Annotated in this window: 18 protein-coding genes; 7 read left to right on the top strand and 11 right to left on the bottom strand. The window is 64.5% G+C overall.

The features are described from left to right. Positions 1-71 precede the first annotated feature (71 nt). The 4 genes from CAG33_RS16145 to gpmI all read right to left on the bottom strand — a co-directional run bounded on the left by CAG33_RS16145 (position 72) and on the right by gpmI (position 5,276). The gene (locus CAG33_RS16145; RefSeq protein ID WP_085581822.1) at positions 72-848 is read right to left on the bottom strand and encodes a divergent polysaccharide deacetylase family protein; all 777 of its coding nucleotides are present in this window, start codon (positions 846-848) and stop codon (positions 72-74) included. Between the two features lie 2 nt (positions 849-850). Further along, a complete protein-coding gene (locus CAG33_RS16140) occupies positions 851-2,170 on the bottom strand; it encodes a S41 family peptidase (RefSeq protein ID WP_085581819.1) in 1,320 nt (439 codons plus the stop codon). A gap of 31 nt (positions 2,171-2,201) precedes the next feature. After that, on the bottom strand, positions 2,202-3,494 hold the full coding sequence (locus tag CAG33_RS16135; protein WP_085581817.1) for a murein hydrolase activator EnvC: 1,293 nt from the start codon (positions 3,492-3,494) through the stop codon (positions 2,202-2,204). A gap of 252 nt (positions 3,495-3,746) precedes the next feature. Then, a complete protein-coding gene (gpmI, locus tag CAG33_RS16130; RefSeq protein ID WP_085581815.1) occupies positions 3,747-5,276 on the bottom strand; it encodes a 2,3-bisphosphoglycerate-independent phosphoglycerate mutase in 1,530 nt (509 codons plus the stop codon). A gap of 152 nt (positions 5,277-5,428) precedes the next feature. Between gpmI and CAG33_RS16125 the strand changes: the two genes are divergently transcribed. From CAG33_RS16125 to secB, 3 genes are all read left to right on the top strand, one after another. Next, entirely contained in the window at positions 5,429-5,842 is a 414-nt protein-coding gene (locus CAG33_RS16125; RefSeq protein ID WP_085631986.1) for a rhodanese-like domain-containing protein, read from the top strand. A gap of 1 nt (position 5,843) precedes the next feature. After that, on the top strand, positions 5,844-6,098 hold the full coding sequence (grxC, locus tag CAG33_RS16120) for a glutaredoxin 3 (RefSeq protein ID WP_085581811.1): 255 nt from the start codon (positions 5,844-5,846) through the stop codon (positions 6,096-6,098). A gap of 61 nt (positions 6,099-6,159) precedes the next feature. After that, positions 6,160-6,645, top strand: coding sequence for a protein-export chaperone SecB (gene secB / locus CAG33_RS16115; protein ID WP_085581809.1), 486 nt, complete (start codon positions 6,160-6,162; stop codon positions 6,643-6,645). Between the two features lie 185 nt (positions 6,646-6,830). Here secB and CAG33_RS16110 read toward each other — a convergent pair whose 3' ends face one another. Further along, entirely contained in the window at positions 6,831-7,286 is a 456-nt protein-coding gene (locus CAG33_RS16110; protein ID WP_085581807.1) for a tRNA (cytidine(34)-2'-O)-methyltransferase, read from the bottom strand. Here CAG33_RS16110 and CAG33_RS16105 point away from each other — a divergent pair. Continuing rightward, positions 7,285-7,725, top strand: a complete 441-nt coding sequence (locus CAG33_RS16105; protein WP_085581805.1) for a hypothetical protein — start codon at positions 7,285-7,287, stop codon at positions 7,723-7,725. The two genes, CAG33_RS16110 and CAG33_RS16105, sit on opposite strands and share 2 nt — an antisense overlap. Positions 7,726-8,249: 524 nt before the next feature. Here the strand turns inward: CAG33_RS16105 and ntrC are convergent. The 5 genes from ntrC to glnA form a co-directional block, all read right to left on the bottom strand. Further along, positions 8,250-9,686, bottom strand: a complete 1,437-nt coding sequence (ntrC, locus tag CAG33_RS16095; RefSeq protein ID WP_085581804.1) for a nitrogen regulation protein NR(I) — start codon at positions 9,684-9,686, stop codon at positions 8,250-8,252. Then, a complete protein-coding gene (glnL, locus tag CAG33_RS16090; RefSeq protein WP_085581802.1) occupies positions 9,683-10,768 on the bottom strand; it encodes a nitrogen regulation protein NR(II) in 1,086 nt (361 codons plus the stop codon). Before glnL ends, ntrC begins: the two co-directional genes overlap by 4 nt. A gap of 230 nt (positions 10,769-10,998) precedes the next feature. Then, the gene (locus CAG33_RS16085) at positions 10,999-11,622 is read right to left on the bottom strand and encodes a DUF4124 domain-containing protein (protein ID WP_085639382.1); all 624 of its coding nucleotides are present in this window, start codon (positions 11,620-11,622) and stop codon (positions 10,999-11,001) included. Further along, complete coding sequence (locus CAG33_RS16080) at positions 11,619-12,128, bottom strand: DUF4124 domain-containing protein (RefSeq protein WP_085639379.1); 510 nt, start codon at positions 12,126-12,128, stop codon at positions 11,619-11,621. The genes CAG33_RS16085 and CAG33_RS16080 overlap by 4 nt, the downstream gene beginning before the upstream one ends. 189 nt (positions 12,129-12,317) lie before the next feature. Next, entirely contained in the window at positions 12,318-13,724 is a 1,407-nt protein-coding gene (glnA, locus tag CAG33_RS16075; RefSeq protein WP_085581796.1) for a glutamate--ammonia ligase, read from the bottom strand. A 328-nt stretch (positions 13,725-14,052) separates the two neighbouring features. Here glnA and thiI point away from each other — a divergent pair, with 328 nt between their 5' ends. Next, a complete protein-coding gene (gene thiI, locus CAG33_RS16065; RefSeq protein ID WP_085581792.1) occupies positions 14,053-15,507 on the top strand; it encodes a tRNA uracil 4-sulfurtransferase ThiI in 1,455 nt (484 codons plus the stop codon). Between the two features lie 139 nt (positions 15,508-15,646). Beyond that, complete coding sequence (gene typA, locus CAG33_RS16060; RefSeq protein WP_085581790.1) at positions 15,647-17,467, top strand: translational GTPase TypA; 1,821 nt, start codon at positions 15,647-15,649, stop codon at positions 17,465-17,467. A gap of 210 nt (positions 17,468-17,677) precedes the next feature. On the opposite strand, the gene CAG33_RS16055 is transcribed toward typA, so the two are convergent. After that, positions 17,678-18,115, bottom strand: coding sequence for a YkgJ family cysteine cluster protein (locus tag CAG33_RS16055; protein WP_085581788.1), 438 nt, complete (start codon positions 18,113-18,115; stop codon positions 17,678-17,680). 244 nt (positions 18,116-18,359) lie between these two features. Between CAG33_RS16055 and CAG33_RS16050 the strand changes: the two genes are divergently transcribed. After that, positions 18,360-20,810, top strand: a complete 2,451-nt coding sequence (locus CAG33_RS16050) for a glycogen/starch/alpha-glucan phosphorylase (RefSeq protein ID WP_085581786.1) — start codon at positions 18,360-18,362, stop codon at positions 20,808-20,810. Positions 20,811-20,902 lie beyond the last annotated feature (92 nt).

Genomic DNA, 20,902 nt, shown 5'->3' with positions numbered 1-20,902 from the left:
GTTGCAGGCTTCACTATCGGGAATCGCGGGGGACGTCTGGCGGTAGCCGGGTATCGCGCGGGCAAGACGGTTCAGCGGTAGACGCCGTCCTTGCCGTGGGCCGCCGTGGCGCGGTTGCCGCGCACGCTGATCATCTGGCGGATGTCGATCCACTCGATGCCCTGGGCTTTGAGCTTGGGCAGTTCGCGCTCCAGCACGGCCAGGGTCTGGGGATACGGATGGCCGATCATCACCGCCGAGCCCTGTTTGCGCGCCAGGCTGATCGCCGTCTGCAACTGGGTGAAGATGGCGGCCTCGGTGCGTTCGTCATCGAGGAACACATCCCGCGAGACGCTGGCCAGGCCGATCTTCTGCGCCTGCTGCGCCGCCACGGTCTGGGCGCTGGTGCGGCTGTCGACGAAGAACTTGTGGCGGCGCTGCAATTCCTCCATCAGCCACGCCATGGCCGCCGGCTGCGCGGTCATGCGGCTGCCCATGTGGTTGTTGATGCCGGCGGTGTAGGGCACCTGCCGGAAGGCGGCGTCGAGGCGCCGGGCCAGTTCTTCGACAGGCAGTTCGGGGTGCCAGGCGAACGGCCCGGTGGCCGGATCCATGGGCATGTGCAGGATCACCGTCTTGCCGGCGCGGTGGGCTTCGCGGGCGAATTCGGTGGCGTGCGGGGTGTCCGGCATGATCGCCGCCGTCACGGGGCCGGGCAGGGCGAGGACGCGGCGATCCCGGGGCAGGCTCTGCCCCAGGTCGTCGATGATCAGGCTCAGGTAGGCCTTGTGGGGCACCGGTCCGGCAGACTCCGCGTGAGCGGCGCCCGCCAGGCAGCACAACAGGACGAGGATGAAGCGCAGACCCATCCTCAACGGCCGGAGGTGATGCTCAGCCCTTTGAGCAGGCTCAGGGCCTGGGCCAACTGGTAATCGTCATCCTGCGGCATCGCCTTGGCCTTGCCGCCGGAACCGCTCGGACGGTCGGCGCCGCCGTTGCCGTTGCCCAAGTGGCCCTGCAGGTCGGCTTCCTTGAAGTAGTCGCCGTCGGCCTCGTTGGTGATCTTGGCCTTGCGCACTTCGATGTCCGGCACGATGCCCTGGGCCTGGATCGAGCGGCCGTTGGGGGTGAAGTACAGCGCGGTGGTGATCTTCAGCGCCCGGTCGTTGTTCAGCGGCAGCACGGTCTGCACCGAGCCCTTGCCGAAACTGGTGGTGCCCATGACCACGGCGCGCTTCTGGTCCTGCAGGGCGCCGGCGACGATCTCCGAGGCCGAGGCGCTGCCGCCGTTGATCAGCACCACCATCGGCACCGCTTCGCTTTCGTCCTTGCCGGTGGCGGAGAAGCGCAGCTCGGAGTTGGCGATCCGGCCCTTGGTGTAGACGATCAGGCCCTTGGTGATGAAGTGGTCGACCACTTCCACCGCCGCCTGCAGCACGCCGCCCGGGTTGTTGCGCAGGTCGAGGACGATGCCGTTGAGCTTCTTGCCGTTGTCCTTGCGCAGCTTGGCCAGGGCCTTGGAGACTTCCTCGCCGGTCTTGACCTGGAACTGGGTGATGCGGATGAGGCCGTAGCCGGATTCGAGCAGCTGCGCCTTGACGCTCTTGACCTGGATGACCGCGCGGGCCAGGGTCACGTCGAACGGCGTGCCGCCGTCGCGCACCAGGGTCAGGGTGATCTTCTGGCCGATCTTGCCGCGCATCTTGTCCACGGCTTCGGTCATGCTCTGGCCGCGGGTCGGCTGGCCGTTGATCTTGACGATGAAGTCGCCGGCCTGGATGCCGGCCTTGGACGCCGGGGTGTCGTCGATCGGCGACACGACCTTGATGAAGCCGTCTTCGGCGCCGACCTCGATGCCCAGGCCGCCGAATTCGCCGCTGGTGCTTTCCTGCAGTTCGGCGAAGTCTTCAGGCCCCAGGTAGGCGGAGTGCGGGTCGAGGTTGCTGAGCATGCCCTTGATCGCGTTCTCCAGCAGGGTCTTGTCGTCCACCGGCTCGACATAGGCGGCCTTGATCCGGTCCATGACCTCGGCGAAGGTGCGCAGCTCCTCCAGCGGCAGCGGTGCCTTGGCGGTGGCGGCGGTGCCTGCCGGAGCGACGGCCGGGGCCGGCTGGGCGGCGAACGCCAGGGGCGCGCCGATCACCAGGGCGATCGTCAGGGCCAGCGAGGTAAGGCGGGACAGATGCAGCATGTCGAACGGACTCCTGAATTAGGCGGCGCGCTTATCCTTGCGCGCGGCACCATTGCGCCGGATCACTGGGGTGACCCTGCTGACGAATTGCGAAATACAGCGCCGGCGTGTCCTGGCCGCCACTGTTGCCCACAGTGGAGATGGACTCGCCGGCCTTGACCACATCGCCCGCCGACTTGAGCAGCGTCTGGTTGTGGCCGTAAAGGCTCAGAAAACCGTTGCCGTGATCGAGGATCACCAGCAGGCCCGCGCCCCGCAGCCAGTCGGCGAACACCACGCGTCCGCCGTGCACGGCATGCACCTGGCTGCCGGCGGAGGCGCTGATCATCACGCCGTCCCACTTGGTGCGGGCGTCGTCGCCGCGGGTTTCGCCGAAGCGCGCCAACAGTCGACCATCGACCGGCCACGGAAGTTTTCCCCGGGTGGCGGCAAACGGGCCGCCGAAGGTTTCGCCGCTGCTGGAGACCAACGCGCCGGGCGTCGGCCGGGCCGGCTTGCGCGGGGCATCGCTGTCGTCCGCCGCTGCCTGGGCCTCACGCAACCGCTTTTTTTCGGCTTCCTGCTGGGCGATCAGCGCTTTCTGCCGCGCTTCTTCTGCCTCACGGGCCTGGCGGGCCAGGGTTTCCTCAATGGTTTTAAGGACTTTAGACAGGTCTGCCTGATCCTGCTCGCGGGCCGCGAGCTTCTGGTCCCGGGCCTTCACGTCGTCGTTGAGCTTGGCCAGGACCTGCTGGCGTTCCTTGCGCACCTTGTCGAGCTCGTCGCGCCGGGTGTCCAGGTCGCTCTTCTGCACCAGCAGCTGCGCTTGCTGCAGGCCGATGTCCTTTTCGACGTTGGCCAGCTGGCGCAGGGTTTCGTTGAAATTCTTCAGCTGCTCCAGGCGGGCCTGGCTCAGGTAGTCGTAATAGGTGAGGGTGCGGGCGAACTTTTCGGGGTTCTGCTGGTTGAGCAGCAGCTTGAGGTACTCCTGACGGCCGTTCTGGTAGGCCGCCCGGGCCTGGATGGCGATCAGTCGCTGCTGTTCAGTGCGCGCGCTCTGGAGTTTTTTTTTCTCCGCATCGAGCCGTTGCAGCTCGGATTCGCTTTTCTTCAGCTCTTTCTGCAGGGCGTCGACTTCTTTTTCGAGCTTGCCCATCTCGGTCTCGGTGCCCTTGAGCTCTTTCTGCACGCCGGACTTCTCTTCCTGGAGCTTGCCCAGCATTTTCTTCAGCTCGGCGATGTCCTGACGCGTGGCGTCCAACTGCTGTTGGGTTTGCGCGCGCTCGTCAGCGAAGGCCGGTTGGAGCAGGCAGGTCAGAGCGAGGGCGATCAGGAGGCGAAGCATAGGGGCGGGCGGCACCAGGGAAAGGGACGGCCTAGTATGCCCGCCCGACGCTGCAAAAAAAACGCCCAAATGGGGTTGTGTGATAACTGGAGCGGGCGTCCGGGCCGAATCCATTTCGAAAACTCCATGAACGGCTGTGGGAGCGGGCCGGCCCGCGATGGCGTCCGATCATTCAACATAGCTGTTGGCTGTCAGGTCGCCATTGCGGGCCAGCGCGCTCCCACAGGGTCTTGCGGTGTTCCGTGGCCGGGGTCAGACCAGGATCGAGGTGCCGGTCATTTCCGCCGGCTTCTCCAGGTTCAGCAGCTTGAGCATGGTCGGCGCCACGTCCGCCAGCACGCCGCCTTCGCGCACCTTGAGGTCACGCTTGCCGACATAGATGAACGGCACCGGCTCGGTGGTGTGGGCGGTGTGGGCCTGGCCGGTGGATTCGTCGGCCATCTGCTCGACGTTGCCGTGGTCGGCGGTGATCAGCGCCTCGCCGCCGACCTTCTCCAGGGCGTCGACGATGCGGCCGACGCAGGTGTCCAGGCATTCCACGGCCTTGACCGCCGCCTCGAACACGCCGCTGTGGCCGACCATGTCGCCGTTGGCGTAGTTGACCACGATCACGTCGTAGCGCTGCTGCTCGATGGCCTCGACGATGCGGTCGGTGACCTCCGGCGCGCTCATCTCAGGCTGCAGGTCGTAGGTGGCGACCTTCGGCGACGGGATCAGGATGCGTTCTTCGCCGGGGAACGGCTCTTCGCGGCCGCCGGAGAAGAAGAACGTCACGTGGGCGTACTTCTCGGTTTCGGCGATGCGCAGTTGGGTCTTGCCGTTTTTCGCCAGGTAGTCGCCCAGCACGTTGTCCAGGCTGCCGGGGGCGAAGGCCGACGGCGCAGGGATGCTGGCGGCGTATTGGGTCAACATCACGTAGCCGGCCAGTTTCGGCTGGCGGGCGCGGTCGAATTCCTTGAAGCCGTCTTCGACGAACACCCGGGACAGCTCGCGGGCGCGGTCGGCGCGGAAGTTCATGAACACCACGGCGTCGCCGTCCTCGACCTTCACCGGCTCGCCGATGGTGGTGGCCTTGACGAACTCGTCGCTCTCGCCGCGCTCGTAGGCGGCCTGCAGGCCTTCCTGGGCGGTGGCGGCGTGGAATTCGGCCTGGCCGTCGACGATCAGGTTGTAGGCGGCGGCCACGCGATCCCAGCGGTTGTCGCGGTCCATCGCGTAGTAGCGGCCGACGAGGCTGGCGATGCGGCCCTTGCCGAGGGCCTGGAAGGTCGCGTCGAGCAGTTCGATGGACGACTGGGCGCTCTTGGGCGGGGTGTCGCGGCCGTCGAGGAAGGCGTGCAGGTAGATCTTTTCGGCGCCGCGCTTGAAGGCAAGCTCAGCCATCGCCACCAGGTGGTCCTGATGGCTGTGCACGCCGCCGTCGGACAGCAGGCCCATGAAGTGCACGGCCTTGCCGGCGGCCACGGCCTTGTCCACGGCGGCGCAGATGACCGGGTTCTCGAAGAACTCGCCGTCGCGGATCGCCTTGGTCACACGGGTGAAGTCCTGGTACACCACGCGGCCGGCGCCCAGGTTCATGTGGCCGACTTCGGAGTTGCCCATCTGGCCGTCCGGCAGGCCGACGTCCATGCCGCTGCCCGAGATCAAGCCGTTCGGCACCGTGGCCCACAGGCGATCCAGCACAGGCTTCCTGGCCGCGTAGACGGCGTTGGACTCGGGGCTGTCGCTGTGACCGAAGCCGTCGAGAATCATCAGGACCAAAGGTTTGGGCGTGGTAGTCATGGAATCCACTCTGGCGAAAGTTAGAGGAAGCGATGAAAAAGGGAGTAGGAGTTTAAAGCCAAGTTCCGCCGGCGTCACCGCCGGACGGGGTTTGGCCCACCATACCGGCTGTGTATACTGGCCGACATTTTAATGCCCTGGAACCTCCTTCGATGGTTGCTCACCTGATTGAATTTGCCACTAACCACTACATTCTTGTCGGTATCTTCGTCGTACTGCTGGCATTGCTGATCGCCCACACGATGCAGGGCGGCGGCAAGAGCCTGAGCACCGGCGAGCTGACCGCGCTGGTCAACAAGGAAGCGGGCGTGGTGGTGGATATCCGTCCGAGCAAGGAATACGCCGCCGGCCACATCGTCGGTGCCGTGAACATCCCCCAGGACAAGCTGGCCGCCCGCGTCGGCGAGCTGGAGAAGCACAAGGCCAAGACCATCATCCTGGTCGATGCCCTGGGCCAGACCGCCGGCACCCACGCCCGCGAACTGATGAAGGCCGGCTTCACCGCCGCCAAGCTGTCCGGCGGCATCTCCAGCTGGAAAGGCGACAACCTGCCGCTGGTGAAGTGACATGAGCGACGTCGTCGTCTATTCCAGCGATTACTGCCCCTACTGCTCGCGGGCCAAGCATTTGCTGGCGAGCAAAGGCGTGGCCTTCGATGAGATCAAGGTGGATGGCAAACCGCAGGTGCGCGCCGAGATGGCCCAGAAGGCGGGGCGCACGTCCGTGCCGCAGATCTGGATCGGCGGCAAGCACGTCGGCGGTTGCGACGATTTGTACGCCCTGGAGCGCGCCGGCAAGCTCGACGCGCTGCTCAAGGCCTGAACTGCTGCACGCTTCGCCGAAACAAGAACCCTAAAAGACCCGAGATCAGAAAGGATCTGAGATGACTGACCAACAGAACACTGCAGCCAGCGAAGAAGAAACCGCACCGCAATTCTCCCTGCAGCGCATCTATGTGCGCGACCTGTCCTTCGAGGCCCCGAAAAGCCCGGCGATCTTCCGCCAGCAGTGGGACCCGAGCGTCGCGCTGGATCTGAACACCCGCCAGAAGGCCCTGGAAGGCGACTTCTACGAAGTCGTGCTGACCCTGTCGGTGACCGTGAAGAACGGTGAGGAAGTGGCGTTCATCGCCGAAGTGCAGCAGGCCGGCATCTTCCTGATCAAGAACCTGGATGCGGGTTCGATGAGCCACACCCTGGGCGCGTTCTGCCCGAACATCCTGTTCCCGTACGCCCGCGAAGCCCTGGACAGCCTGGTGACCCGCGGTTCGTTCCCGGCCCTGATGCTGGCTCCGGTGAACTTCGACGCCCTGTACGCGCAGGAAGTGCAGCGCATGCAAGAAGCCGGCGAGGCTCCGACCGTTCAGTAAGCGGTCACGCAACACCCCTGTGGGAGCGGGCTTGCCTGCGAACGCGGTCTGTCAGAGGACATCGATGTCGCCTGACACGGCGCATTCACGGGCAAGCCCGCTCCCACAATCGTTTTGAGGTGGACACAGAGGCTGTGTTCAGCCGAGCCCCTGTGGGAGCCAGCCTGCTGGCGATGGCGTCAGTGTCAGTTGAAGCCGTTCTGCCGCCACGCTTCGTAGACGGCCACCGCCACGGTGTTGGACAGGTTCAGGCTGCGGCAGCCTTCGCGCATCGGCAGGCGCAGGCGATGGCCGGCGGGCAGCGCGTCCAGCACTTCCGGCGGCAGGCCCCGGCTTTCCGGGCCGAACAGGAACGCGTCGCCCGGGGCGAACGCCACGTCGTGAAACGGCTGCGATCCCTTGGTGGTGAATGCGAACAGGCGGGGCTGGCCCAGGCTTTCCAGGCAACTGGCCAGGTCGGCATGGCGCTGCAGGGTGGCATACTCGTGGTAGTCGAGACCGGCGCGGCGCAGGCGCTTGTCGTCCATCTCGAAGCCCAGCGGTTCGATCAGATGCAGGTGGCAGCCGCTGTTGGCGCACAGCCTGATAACGTTGCCGGTGTTCGGCGGAATTTCCGGTTGGAAAAGGATGACGTGAAACATGCACGGCTCCGAAGGTAAAGATGACGCGCATTCTACGCCGCAAGCGGATCCGCGTTCGAAACTATTCCCGCGGGTGATGGGGTCGCTGGCGATCTTCGGCGTGATGGTCGGCCTGATGATCGGTCGCCTGACCACGCCGGACCCCAGCGTGCTGCAGCAGGTGGACGTGATCGACGGCGGTCTGGTGGTGTGGTTCAACAACGAGCCGAAACTGCACGGCGAAGTCGTCGATGGTTCGCTGGCGCTGCTGTTTGGCGCCGAGGGCAAACCGCAGAAGGGGCAACTCAAGCTCAACGGCAAGGACGTGAACTGGCGAACGCGCCTGAGCGACGGCGGCCTGCTGCTGACCTTGGTGGCGGCCCGGCCGCTGCAGGGCGACTGGGCCGCCAGCGAGGTCGATGACCGCTGGCGGCTGGAGATCCACTTGCGAGAGCAATAAAAGAGGGAATCCCCGGCCTGCCTGTACCAAGGTTCCCGAAAGGGGCGGGCCGGTCGCAAGGGCGACGGGCCCGGCGTAAAGAAGGAACCCCTGACCTGCCTGTATCAAGGGCCCCAAAGCGGCAGGATCCGACGCATGGGCGGTGCGGATCCGGATTAAAGAGGGGAATCCCCGGCCTGCCTGTACCAAGGTCCCCGAAACCGGGTGGGTGAATCGAATCACCTGAGAGGGTTAATGCAGGGCGCGTGCCAGGTTTTCTTCTCTTGAAACAAAATAATTGCGACAGAAGCTGAAAGCCCCGGAATCCGGGGCTTTTGCGTTTTCGGGGATGGAATTCCGGAGGTTGCCCGGCGCAAGGCAAGCGATTGGCCCTGCGCGGTTGCGGGTCAGGATGCATCGTTGCGGTGCACGCCGGGCTGAAAAGCATCGCGGGCAGTCTCGCTCCACAGGCGCATGCATTTCACCTGTGGGAGCGAGTCTGCCCGCGATTGGAGTGATCGTGCAGCGAAGATCGTGAGGCTCGATCAGCCCTCATCCCCCTCGTCTTCATCCCCGCCGTCGACCTTCATCCCCAGCTCCTTGATCTTGCGCGTCAGGGTGTTGCGCCCCCAGCCCAGCAGGACGGCGGCATCGCGGCGGCGGCCGGCGGTGTGCTTGAGCGCGGTCTCGATCATGATCCGCTCGAACGCCGGCACGGCGCTGTCGAGCAGGCTCGACTGGCCCCGGGCCAGGGCCTGGTCCGCCCACTGGCGCAGGGCCTGCTCCCAGTTGGTCACCGGCGCCGAGTCCTGCGGCAGGCTCAGCAGTTCCGGCGGCAAGTCGCTGATGTGCACCTCGCGTCCGGAGGCCATCACGGTGATCCAGCGGCAGGTGTTCTCCAGTTGGCGCACGTTACCCGGCCACGGCAGGTTCTTGAGGTATTCCTCGGTTTCGTTCTTGAGCAGCTTCGGCTCCACCGCCAGTTCCTGCGCGGCGCGGCTGAGGAAGTGCCGGGCCAGGGTCGGGATGTCTTCGCGACGGTCCGACAGGCGCGGAATGTGGATGCGGATCACGTTGAGGCGGTGGAACAGGTCTTCGCGGAACTTGCCGGCGTGCACCAGGGTTTCCAGGTTCTGGTGGGTAGCGGCGATGATCCGCACGTCGACCTTGACCGGCACGTGGCCGCCGACACGGTAGAACTCGCCGTCGGCCAGCACCCGCAGCAGGCGCGTCTGGGTGTCGGCCGGCATGTCACCGATCTCGTCGAGGAACAGCGTGCCGCCGTCGGCCTGCTCGAAGCGCCCGCGGCGCAGGTTGGCCGCGCCGGTGAACGCGCCTTTCTCGTGGCCGAACAGTTCGGATTCCATCAGGTCCTTGGGGATCGCCGCCATGTTCAGGGCGATGAACGGCGCGGTCGCGCGCGGGCTGTGGCGGTGCAGCGCGTGGGCCACCAGCTCCTTGCCGGTGCCGGATTCGCCGTTGATCAGCACGGTGATGTTGGAGTGGCTCAGGCGGCCGATGGCGCGGAACACCTCCTGCATCGCCGGCGCTTCGCCGATGATCTCCGGGGTGCGGGCCAGCGACGGCGCCGCTTCCAGGCCTTGCTGCTCCTGGGCGTGCTGGTTGGCGCGCTTGACCAGCGACACCGCTTCATCGACGTCGAACGGCTTGGGCAGGTATTCGAACGCGCCGCCCTGATAGGAGGCGACGGCGCTGTCCAGGTCCGAGTGGGCGGTCATGATGATGACCGGCAGGCGCGGGTGCTGCTCGCGGATCCGCGCCAGCAGGTCCAGGCCGCTGGCGCCGGGCATGCGGATGTCGGAAATGATCACGTCCGGCTGCTGGCGGGCCAGGCGGCTCATCACGCCGTCGGCGCTGTCGAAGCTCTGGGTGGTCATGCCTTCCTGTTGCAGGGCTTTTTCGAGGACCCAGCGGATAGAACGGTCGTCATCGACGATCCACACGGTTTCACTACGGCTCATGTCGATGTGGCTCCTTGTTCCAGTGGCAGAAAGATCGAGAACGTGGTGTGGCCGGGGTGGCTGTCGCACTCGATCAGGCCCTGGTGCTGGCTGATGATGTTCTGGGTGATGGCCAGGCCCAGCCCGGTGCCGTCCGGGCGGCCGCTGACCATGGGAAAGAAAAGGGTTTCCTGGAGTTCCGCCGGGATGCCGGGGCCGTTGTCGATGATCTCGATCTTGGTCACCAGGCGGTGGCGCACGTGGCCGATGGTGAACTGGCGCATGGTGCGGGTGCGCAGGGTGATGCGGCCCAGGCGCAGTTCGTTCTGGCTGCCGATGGCCTGCATGGCGTTGCGCACGATGTTCAGCACGGCCTGGATCATCTGTTCGCGGTCGATCAGGACGTCGGGAATGCTCGGGTCGTAGTCGCGCACCAGCGTGATGCAGCCCTGGCTTTCGGCCTCGACCAGTTGGCTGACCCGCTCCAGCACTTCGTGGACGTTGCACAGCGCCAGCGACGGCAGCTTGTTGGAGCCGAGCATGCGGTCCACCAGATTGCGCAGGCGGTCAGCCTCTTCGATGATCACGTTGGTGTAGTCGCGCAGGCTGTCTTCCGGCAGTTCGCGGGCCAGCAACTGGGCGGCGCCGCGGATGCCGCCGAGGGGGTTCTTGATCTCGTGGGCCAGGCCGCGCACCAGCATCTTGCTGGTTTCCTGCTTGGACAGCTGGGCCTCTTCCTTGGTGATCCGCAGCAGGCGGTCGCGGGGATGGACCTCCAGCAACAGCAGGGTCGTGCCGTTGCTCAGGATCGGCGTCACCGCGTAATCCACCGTCAGGGTCTGGCCGGTGAGGGCTGTGAGCATCGCTTCGCGCTTGGTGAACGGATGCGCCTGCTCCACCGCCTGGCGCAGCGAGTTGAGCGCCTCGGTGGACTCGGTGAACAGCTCGCTGATGAACTGGCCATGGCTGCGCTGGCCGCTGGTGGCCAGCAGCATCTCCGCCGCCGGGTTCATGTACTCGAGGCGCAGTTCGTCGTCGAGCAGCAGCGTGGCGGTGGTCAGGTTGTCGAGCAACAAGCGATGCAGTGCGTCACTGATGGTCATGAGGACCTCTTTTGGAGCATGGCGCGCGCAGGGATAAAGCGCTGATGCGGGGAAAATGCAAAAACCAAACCAAGGCTCCGAAAAGAAGCGTCCGACGCCTGAAACGGGCGTTTGACGCTCGCTTGCGTGGCATTCCCTGCGCGTTGACGGGAAGAATCGAACCAAAATGGGTTGGAATGTGAGTAAGGTGCAGACTGTTGCACCAATATAGTGCGCAATGCGCGAGGGCGTTAGAAGAACCGCAGGAAAGGGTTTTTCGGTTCGGGGGGCTTGTCCTTGAGCGGGCACTCGGGGCGCACGCCGTAGTCGTCCTTCGCGCAGGGTTTGACCTGGCGCTTCTGCGCCAGGGATATCCGCTGCATGTGGAACGGCTGGTTGGCGGTGCGCTCGACGGTGCGTCCCTGGCCGTCGAGGATTTCCACCGACAGGTTGTGGCTGCCGCGGTCGATGTCGCTCAGCGGGAACACCGGACTGGGGCCGGGTTCGCCGGTGGCCTGGCCGTCCAGCAGCAGGCGGTAGCGGTGGCCCGGTTGCAGGCCGGGCTCGCTGGTGACGCTGACGATCAGCTCGCCGGCGCTGCTGCGGATGGTCGCGTCCGGCTCGGGGATCAGCACCCGCAGCATGTCGTAGCGGAACGCCGGCGGCTCCGGCACCGTGTTTTTCGGACCGCTGGATGGGGTGCCGACGGATGTGGCCGGCATGCGGTTGCTGGTGGTCAATTGAACCCGCTTGGCGTTGCCCCGCGGCTGATCGGTGTAGACCCGGTTGCCCTGGGCATCGGTGTAGGTGAACACCTCGGCCGATGCGCCGAACGCGATCAGCGTCAGGCAGAGGGCGAGCAGCGGGCGGATCATGGCTTGTGCACCCGCTGCACGGTGAAGGTCACCGGCGGGCTCTGCTGGATCACCGACTGGCCGTCGATCACCTGCACCGCGAGGCGGTGCTCGCCCCTATCCACATTCACCAACTGCAGGGTCGGCAGGTTGCTGGGCTGGCCATAGGGTTCGTCATCGAGCAGCAGCCGCAACTGATGCGGCGGCCTCAGGCGCGGCTTGATCAGCACGCCGACGGTGAAGGTGCCGTTGTTGGCGCGCAGGGCCTCTTCGTTGGGCAGGCCGGTCAGCTCCAGGGTTTCATACGCGCTGCGGGCGGGTTCGCGCGTGGCCGCATCCGCGGGCGGTGCGGCGGGCGGTTGGGCTCCGACCTGGTTGAGCGGCGGCAGCTCCACCGGCTGCGACGGCACGCCCTGCGGGGAATGGTCGCTGTAGACCGTGTGGCCGTTGGCGTCGGTGTACTTGTAGATCTGCGCGGCGGCGGGCAGGGCGATCAGCAGCAGGAGACAAAGGAAGGTGCGACCCATGGCATCGACCGGATTCGAAAGCGATGGGGTGCAGCATAGGTCAGTCGCGGCGGTTGGCCCAATCCGGGACATGTCCTGGCGCAATTCCCTGTGGGAGCGAGCCTGCTGGAGGGTGTCGTCGGGGCAACAAAAAAGGCCTCCCGAAGGAGGCCTCTCTTGTGTCGCGCCGCGCGGGGCGGCGCCACCGGATCAGCAGCTGTAGTACAGCTCATATTCCAGTGGGTGCACGAAGGTGCGGACCTTGATTTCCTCTTCGGACTTCAGCGCGATGTAGGCGTCGATGAAGTCGTCGGAGAACACGCCGCCCTTGGTCAGGAACGCGCGGCCCTTGTCCAGCTCTTCCAGGGCTTCCTTCAGGCTGCCGCACACCTGCGGGATCTCTTTCGCCTCTTCAGGCGGCAGGTCGTACAGGTTCTTGTCGGCGGCGTCGCCTGGGTGGATCTTGTTCTGGATGCCGTCGAGGCCAGCCATCAGCAGCGCTGCGAAGGCCAGGTACGGGTTGGCGGCCGGATCCGGGAAACGGGCTTCGATACGACGGCCGCGAGGGCTGTTGACGTAAGGAATGCGGATCGAGGCGGAACGGTTGCGGGCCGAGTAGGCCAGCATCACCGGGGCTTCGAAGCCTGGCACCAGACGCTTGTAGGAGTTGGTGGCCGGGTTGGTGAAGCCGTTCAGGGCCTTACCGTGCTTGATGATGCCGCCGATGAAGTACAGGGCGGTGTCGGACAGGCCGGCATAGCCTTCGCCGGCGAAGGTGTTCTTGCCGTCTTTGGCGATGGACATGTGCACGTGCATGCCCGAGCCGTTGTCGCCGTACAGCGGCTTCGGCATGAAGGTCGCGGTGCGGCCGTAGGCGTCGGCAACGTTGTGCACGACGTATTTCAGGGTCTGAACTTCGTCAGCTTTTTTCACCAGGGTGTTGAACTTGACACCGATTTCGTTCTGGCCGGCGGTCGCCACTTCGTGGTGGTGGACTTCGACGGTCTGGCCCATTTCTTCCAGGGCGTTGCACATTGCGGTGCGGATTTCGTGGTCGTGGTCGAACGGCGGAACCGGGAAGTAGCCGCCCTTGATGCCTGGACGGTGGCCTTTGTTGCCGCCTTCCACGTCCTGGTCGGACATCCACGAGCCTTGCTCGGAGTAAATCTTGAACATCGAGCCGGAGATGTCGGACTTGAACTTCACTTCGTCGAAGATGAAGAACTCGGGCTCTGGACCTGCGAACACGGTGTCGCCGATGCCGGTGGACTTCAGGTATTCCTCGGCGCGGCGGGCGATGGCGCGCGGGTCGCGGTCGTAGCCCTGCATGGTCGAAGGTTCGATGATGTCGCACACCAGGATCAGGGTCGGCTCTTCGGTGAACGGATCCAGGACGGCGGTTTCGTCGTCCGGCATCAGGATCATGTCGGAGGCTTCGATGCCTTTCCAGCCAGCGATGGAGGAACCGTCGAACATCTTGCCGACTTCGAAGAAGTCATCTTCCAGCGCATCGCGAGCCGGCATGGTCACGTGGTGCTGAGTGCCTTTGGTGTCCGTGAAGCGCAGATCAATCCACTTGACGTCATGATCTTTGATGAGTTGAACCGACTTCGACATAGTGTCCTCCGGGTGGCTTAGGGCGGTAATGGATGCCCTTCTGTATTGGTGATGCCGGCGCGAATACTCTGCCAAGGCAACCTGCCTCACAAGGGAGCAAATTGCATGCCAGTGCCCCAGCATGGGTTTTTTGCCCCAAATTCACGCTTATAAAGGTGCAGGGCGCCGAAACGGCGAAAATCCCGCCCTCTAATGTAGCGTTGGAATCCGAAAACGACCCGTTTTGGTGCACGCAAAACCTTCTGCACATTAACTGGTTAAACCTTGAGCAATTTCCGCTATAATCCGCGCCCCACTTTTTCAGGCTGGCGTTGCGCGCGCAGTTTTCATGAAACTAATCGTAAAAGTCTTCCCCGAGATCACCATCAAGAGCCGCCCTGTCCGGATGCGTTTCATCCGCCAGCTGGCCAAGAACATCCGTGCCGTGCTCCGCGATCTGGATCCGGCCGTGGTGGTGAACGGCGTGTGGGACAACCTCGAGCTGGAAACCCGCGTCACCGATCCCAAGGCCCTGAAGGAGATGGGCGAGCGCCTGAGCTGCATGCCGGGCATCGCGCATTTCCTGCAGATCGACGAGTACCCGCTGGGCGACTTCGACGACATCGTCGAGAAGTGCAAGCAGCACTACGGCGACGCGCTGGCCGGCAAGATCTTTTCGGTGCGCTGCAAGCGCGCGGGCAAGCACCCGTTCAGCTCGATCGACGTCGAGAAGTACGTCGGCAGCCAGCTGCGCCGTCAGTGCGGCGCCGCCGGGATCGACCTGAAGAAGCCTGAAGTCGAAGTGCGCATCGAAGTGCGCGACCAACGGTTGTTCGTCATCCACGGCCAGCACAACGGCATCGGCGGCTACCCGCTCGGCGCCCTGGAGCAGACCCTGGTGCTGATGTCCGGCGGCTTCGACTCCACCGTGGCGGCCTACCAGATCATGCGCCGCGGCCTGATGGGGCACTTCTGCTTCTTCAACCTGGGCGGCCGTGCCCACGAATTGGGCGTGATGGAAGTCGCGCATTTCATCTGGAAGAAGTACGGCAGCTCGCAACGCGTGTTATTTGTCAGTGTGCCGTTCGAGGAAGTGCTGGGCGAGATCCTCGGCAAGGTCGACGACAGCCACATGGGCGTGGTGCTCAAGCGCATGATGGTGCGGGCCGCGTCGAGCATCGCCGACCGCCTGCACATCGACGCGCTGGTCACCGGCGAGGCGATCTCCCAGGTGTCGAGCCAGACCCTGCCGAACCTGTCGGTGATCGACTGCGTCACCGAGAAACTGATCCTGCGTCCGCTGATCGCCAGCCACAAGCAGGACATCATCGACACGGCCGACGCCATCGGCACCGGCGACTTCGCCCGGCACATGCCGGAGTACTGCGGGGTCATTTCGGTCAACCCGAAGACCGCCGCCAAGCGTTACCGGGTCGAGCACGAAGAGAAAGAATTCGACATGGCGGTGCTCGAGCGTGCGCTCGAGAACGCCAGGCTGGTGCCGATCGATCGGGTGATCGACGAATTGGGCCAGGACTTGCAGATCGAAGAAGTCGGCGAAGCGCTGGCCGGCCAGATCGTCCTCGACATCCGTCACCCGGATGCCGCCGAGGACGAGCCGCTGGAGCTTCCCGGCGTAGAGGTACAGACGATGCCGTTCTATGCAGTGAACGCTCGTTTCAAGGAACTGGACCCAACCCGCCAGTACCTGCTGTATTGCGACAAAGGCGTGATGAGTCGCCTGCATGCCCACCATCTGCTCAGTGAGGGGCATGCCAATGTGCGCGTTTATCGACCGAGCTAAGTGCCCGGGGCTGTTTGCCTGTGGCCTGCGTCACCGGCCCCCCGACACCGCCGTCAAGCTGTAACGGCCATGCCGGACACTACTGTCAATCGCTGCCATGACTTGTCAGCACACCGAATCCTCTGATCGAGATACACACGTGATCGAAAATCTACGCAACATCGCCATCATCGCCCACGTTGACCACGGTAAAACCACCCTGGTCGACAAACTGCTGCGCCAATCCGGCACCCTGGAGCGCAACGAGCTCAACGACGAGCGCGTGATGGACTCCAACGACCAGGAAAAAGAGCGCGGCATCACCATTCTGGCGAAGAACACCGCCATCAACTGGAACGGCTACCACATCAACATCGTGGACACCCCGGGCCACGCCGACTTCGGCGGCGAAGTAGAGCGCGTGATGTCCATGGTCGACTCCGTGCTGCTGCTGGTCGACGCCCAGGACGGCCCTATGCCGCAAACCCGCTTCGTGACCAAGAAGGCCTTCGAAGCCGGTCTGAAGCCGATCGTCGTGATCAACAAGGTCGACCGTCCGGGCGCGCGTCCTGACTGGGTCCTGGACCAGATCTTCGACCTGTTCGACAACCTCGGCGCCACCGACGAACAGCTGGACTTCAAAGTCGTCTACGCCTCGGCCCTGAACGGCATCGCCGGTCTGGACCACACCGAGATGGCCGAAGACATGACCCCGCTGTACCAGTCGATCGTCGACAACGTTCCGGCTCCGGCCGTTGACCGTGACGGTCCGTTCCAGATGCAGATCTCCGCTCTGGACTACAACAGCTTCCTGGGCGTGATCGGCGTGGGCCGCATCGCCCGTGGCCGCGTCAAGCCGAACACCCCGGTCGTCGCCATCGACACCGAAGGCAAGAAGCGCAACGGCCGCATCCTGAAGCTGATGGGTCACCACGGCCTGCACCGCGTTGACGTCGAAGAAGCCGCTGCCGGCGACATCGTCTGCATCAGCGGTTTCGACGAGCTGTTCATCTCCGACACCCTGTGCGACATGAACAACGTCGAAGCGATGAAGCCGCTGACGGTCGACGAGCCGACCGTTTCCATGACCTTCCAGGTGAACGACTCCCCGTTCTGCGGTAAAGAAGGCAAGTTCGTGACCTCCCGCAACATCAAGGAGCGTCTGGACAAAGAGCTGCTGTACAACGTTGCCCTGCGCGTTGAAGAAGGCGACTCGGCCGACAAGTTCAAGGTCTCCGGCCGTGGTGAGCTGCACCTGTCGGTTCTGATCGAAACCATGCGCCGCGAAGGCTTCGAGATGGCTGTGGGCCGTCCTGAAGTGATCATCCGCGAAGTCAACGGCACCAAGCAGGAGCCGTTCGAGAACGTGACCATCGACATCCCTGAGGAATCCCAGGGCAAGGTGATGGAAGAGATGGGCCTGCGTAAGGGCGACCTGACCAACATGGCGCCGGACGGCAAGGGCCGTGTGCGCCTGGAGTACAACATCCCGGCTCGCGGTCTGATCGGTTTCCGTAACCAGTTCCTGACCCTGACCAACGGTGCAGGCATCCTGACCTCGATCTTCGACCGCTACGACACCATGAAGTCCGGCCACATGTCCGGCCGTCTGAACGGCGTTCTGGTGTCGGTCGAGACCGGCAAGGCGCTGACCTACTCCCTGGAAACCCTGCAGGCGCGCGGCAAGCTGTTCGTCGAGCACGGCCAGGAGATCTACAACGGTCAGATCGTCGGCCTGAACAGCCGCGACAACGACCTGGGCGTCAACCCTACCAAGGGCAAGAAGCTCGACAACATGCGTGCTTCGGGCAAGGACGAAACCATCGCCCTGGTTCCGCCGGTCCGCTTCACCCTGGAACAGGCCCTGGAGTTCATCCAGGATGACGAGCTGTGCGAAGTCACGCCGAAGTCCATCCGTCTTCGCAAGAAGATCCTGGACGAAGGCGAGCGTACCCGCGCTGCCAAGAAAGCCAAGGCTTGATCATCTAGCCTGAGCTGAAACGAAAACGCCCCCGGTCGAAAGGCCGGGGGCGTTTTTGTTTGTTCGCAATTTGTGCGGTGTCTGTGTCGGCCCCATCGCTGGCAAGCCAGCTCCCACAGGGTTCGGCGGTGTTCGCGGAAATGGCAGGCCACCGCAAATCCTGTGGGAGCCAGCCTGCTGGCGATAGCGGCCGATCAGTCGCTACAGAAATCAGAACCGCTCGATGTTGCGCGACTGCCGCTCGCGCTCCACTTCCTTGGGCTTGTACGCGCAGTAGCCCGGGCGCGGGCCGATCTTGGGGTGGTTGCGGCAGGTGTCCGGGCGCTTGTCATAAATGGTGCACAGCCGGCTCTTACGATCCAGGTAATAGCAGTCGTTGTTGCTCATGCGCTGGAGAGTGAAGATCCCCGACTTCTGGTTGAAGCGCTCGACCAGCCCTTCCTTCTGCAGACGCTTGGCGATGTTCTTCGGCGGCTCGCCCAGCTCGAACTCGTCGACCACGCCGATGCGCACCAGATCCTTGATCTTGACCTCGACCGGCAGCGTGCAGCAGCTCGACACGCAGGAGCCGCACATCGGCGCCGAATATTTGGCCCAGGTCTCGAGACGGTCGATCTCGGCGGCGGCGATCAGGTTGGGCTTCATCATCGGTGTTTACCAGGCGTAGGCATCAGGGCGCGCGATCATACCGGGAGCGGTGGATTTTTGAACAACCTTTCGCCGGTTTTTTATCGGGCAGCGCCGTTGCCGCAGCGGTTCGGCACGGCCCCTGCATCGGATGCGTCGCGCGTTCGACGATTGCCAGCACCGGAAAAACAGCCGAACCAGAGCCGCCGCCGTCGGTCAGACCGACTAGGCTCTGACCATTCCCCGCTCGCCCGAGGTCCTATCGATGACTCAAGAACCGCTAGTTCGCGAAGCTGAAGTGGCCGCATTCCGCGACGCCGTCCTGACCAAGCTCACCTATGCGGTGGGCAAAGACCCGGATCACGCCTTCGACCACGACTGGTTCGAAGCCATCGCCCTGGCGGCGCGCGATCACATGGTCGAGCACTGGATGGACCACACCCGGCAGATCTACCGCAAGGGCCAGAAGCGGGTGTACTACCTCTCGCTGGAATTCCTCATCGGCCGCCTGCTGTACGACAGCCTGAGCAACCTCGGCCTGCTCGACGTGGCCCGCGAGGCGCTGACGGAACTGGGCGTGGACCTGGAGCGCATCCGTATCCTGGAGCCCGACGCGGCGCTGGGCAACGGCGGCCTCGGGCGGCTGGCGGCGTGTTTCATGGAGAGCATGTCGACCCTGGGCATCGCCGGCCACGGCTACGGCATCCGCTACGAGCACGGCCTGTTCCGCCAGGCCATCGTCGACGGCTGGCAGCAGGAGCAGACCGAGCATTGGCTGGACTTCGGCAACCCGTGGGAGTTCGAGCGGCCGGAAGTAGTCTATTCCATCGGCTTCGGCGGCAGCGTGGCCACGGTCACCGACGCGAGCGGCAAGGCCAAGCAGGTCTGGTCGCCGTCGGAGACCGTGCGGGCCATCGCCTACGACACCCCGGTGGTCGGCTGGCGCGGGGCCAGCGTCAACACCCTGCGCCTGTGGCGGGCGCGAGCCATGGAAGACCTGCACCTGGAGCGCTTCAACGCCGGCGACCACCTGGGCGCGGTGGCCGAAGTGGCCCGGGCCGAAAGCATCTCCCGGGTGCTTTACCCGGCCGACAGCACCGAAGCGGGGCAGGAACTGCGCCTGCGCCAGGAATACTTTTTCGTCACCGCCTCGCTGCAGGACCTGCTGCGGCGTCACCGCAACATGCACACCTCGGTGCTGACGCTCGGCGATCACGCCTCGATCCAGCTCAACGACACCCACCCCTCGATCGCCGTCGCCGAACTGATGCGCCTGCTGGTGGACGTCTATGACGTGGCGTGGGATGCGGCGTGGCAAGTCACGGTCGAGACCCTGTCGTACACCAACCACACGCTGCTGCCCGAAGCGCTGGAGACCTGGCCGGTGGGCCTGATGGAGCGCATGCTGCCCCGGCACATGCAGATCATCTACCTGATCAACGCCCAGCACATCGATTCGATCCGGGCCAAGGGCATCCACGACTTCGACGTGCTGCGGGCGGTGTCGCTGATCGAGGAGGACAACGGCCGGCGGGTGCGCATGGGCAACCTGGCGTTCCTCGGCTCCCACAGCGTCAACGGCGTGTCCGGGCTGCACACCCAACTGATGCGCAAGACGGTGTTCGCCGAGCTGCACAAGCTGTATCCGCAACGGATCAACAACAAGACCAACGGCATTACCTTCCGCCGCTGGCTGTACCAGGCCAACCCGGAGCTGACCTCGATGCTGGTCGACGCCCTCGGCCCGCAGGTGCTGGACAACCCCGAGGAGCGCCTGCTCGACCTTGAGCCGTTCGCCGAGAAGGCTGCGTTCCGCAAGGCCTTCGCCGAGCAGCGGCTGCACAGCAAGAAAGCCCTGGCCTACCTGATTCACGAACGGCTGGGGGTCGCGGTGAACCCGGCGGCGATGTTCGACGTGCAGGTCAAGCGGATCCACGAGTACAAGCGCCAGTTGCTTAACCTGATGCACACCGTCGCGCTGTACCAGGCGATCCGCGCCGAACCTGAGGTCGACTGGGTGCCGCGGGTGAAGATCTTCGCCGGCAAGGCCGCGGCGAGCTACCACCAGGCCAAGCTGATCATCAAGCTGACTAACGACATCGCCCGGGTGGTGAACAACGACCCGACTGTGCGTGGCCTGCTGAAAGTGGTGTTCCTGCCCAACTACAACGTCAGCCTGGCGGAAAGCATCATCCCGGCGGCGGACCTGTCGGAGCAGATCTCCACCGCCGGCTTCGAGGCCTCGGGCACCAGCAACATGAAGTTCGGCCTCAACGGCGCGCTGACCATCGGCACCCTGGACGGCGCCAACGTGGAGATGTGCGAACGCATCGGCGCCGAGCACATGTTCATCTTCGGCCTGAGCGCCCAGCAGGTCGAGGCGCGCAAGCAGAACCACGAGTTCAGCGCCGTGCCGGACATCGCCGCGTCCCACCGCCTGAACGACGTGCTGCAGGCGATCCGCGGGGGGGTGTTCTCGCCGGACGACACCTCGCGCTACACCGGGCTGATCGACTCGCTGGTGGACTACGACCGCTTCCTGGTCTGCGCCGACTTCGATGCGTACTGGGAAGCCCAGCGGCGGGTCGAGGCGCTCTGGCACGACGCCGACAACTGGTGGCGCTCGGCGGTGCTGAACACGGCGCGGATGGGCTGGTTCTCGTCCGACCGCACCATCCGCGAATACGCCACGGACATCTGGAAAGCGCTGGAATAGCTTTTCGCGGGAATTGTGCGCAAGGCCCGGCGTTCGCCGGGCCGGGTCGATATACTGGGCGCCGTTTCAAAGGCAGTCCCGGGTCTTGCGGT

This window comes from Pseudomonas sp. B3(2017), from assembly GCF_002113595.1.
Classification (GTDB): Bacteria; Pseudomonadota; Gammaproteobacteria; order Pseudomonadales; family Pseudomonadaceae; genus Aquipseudomonas; species Aquipseudomonas ekonensis.
This window is presented reverse-complemented; position numbering and strand designations above follow the sequence as displayed.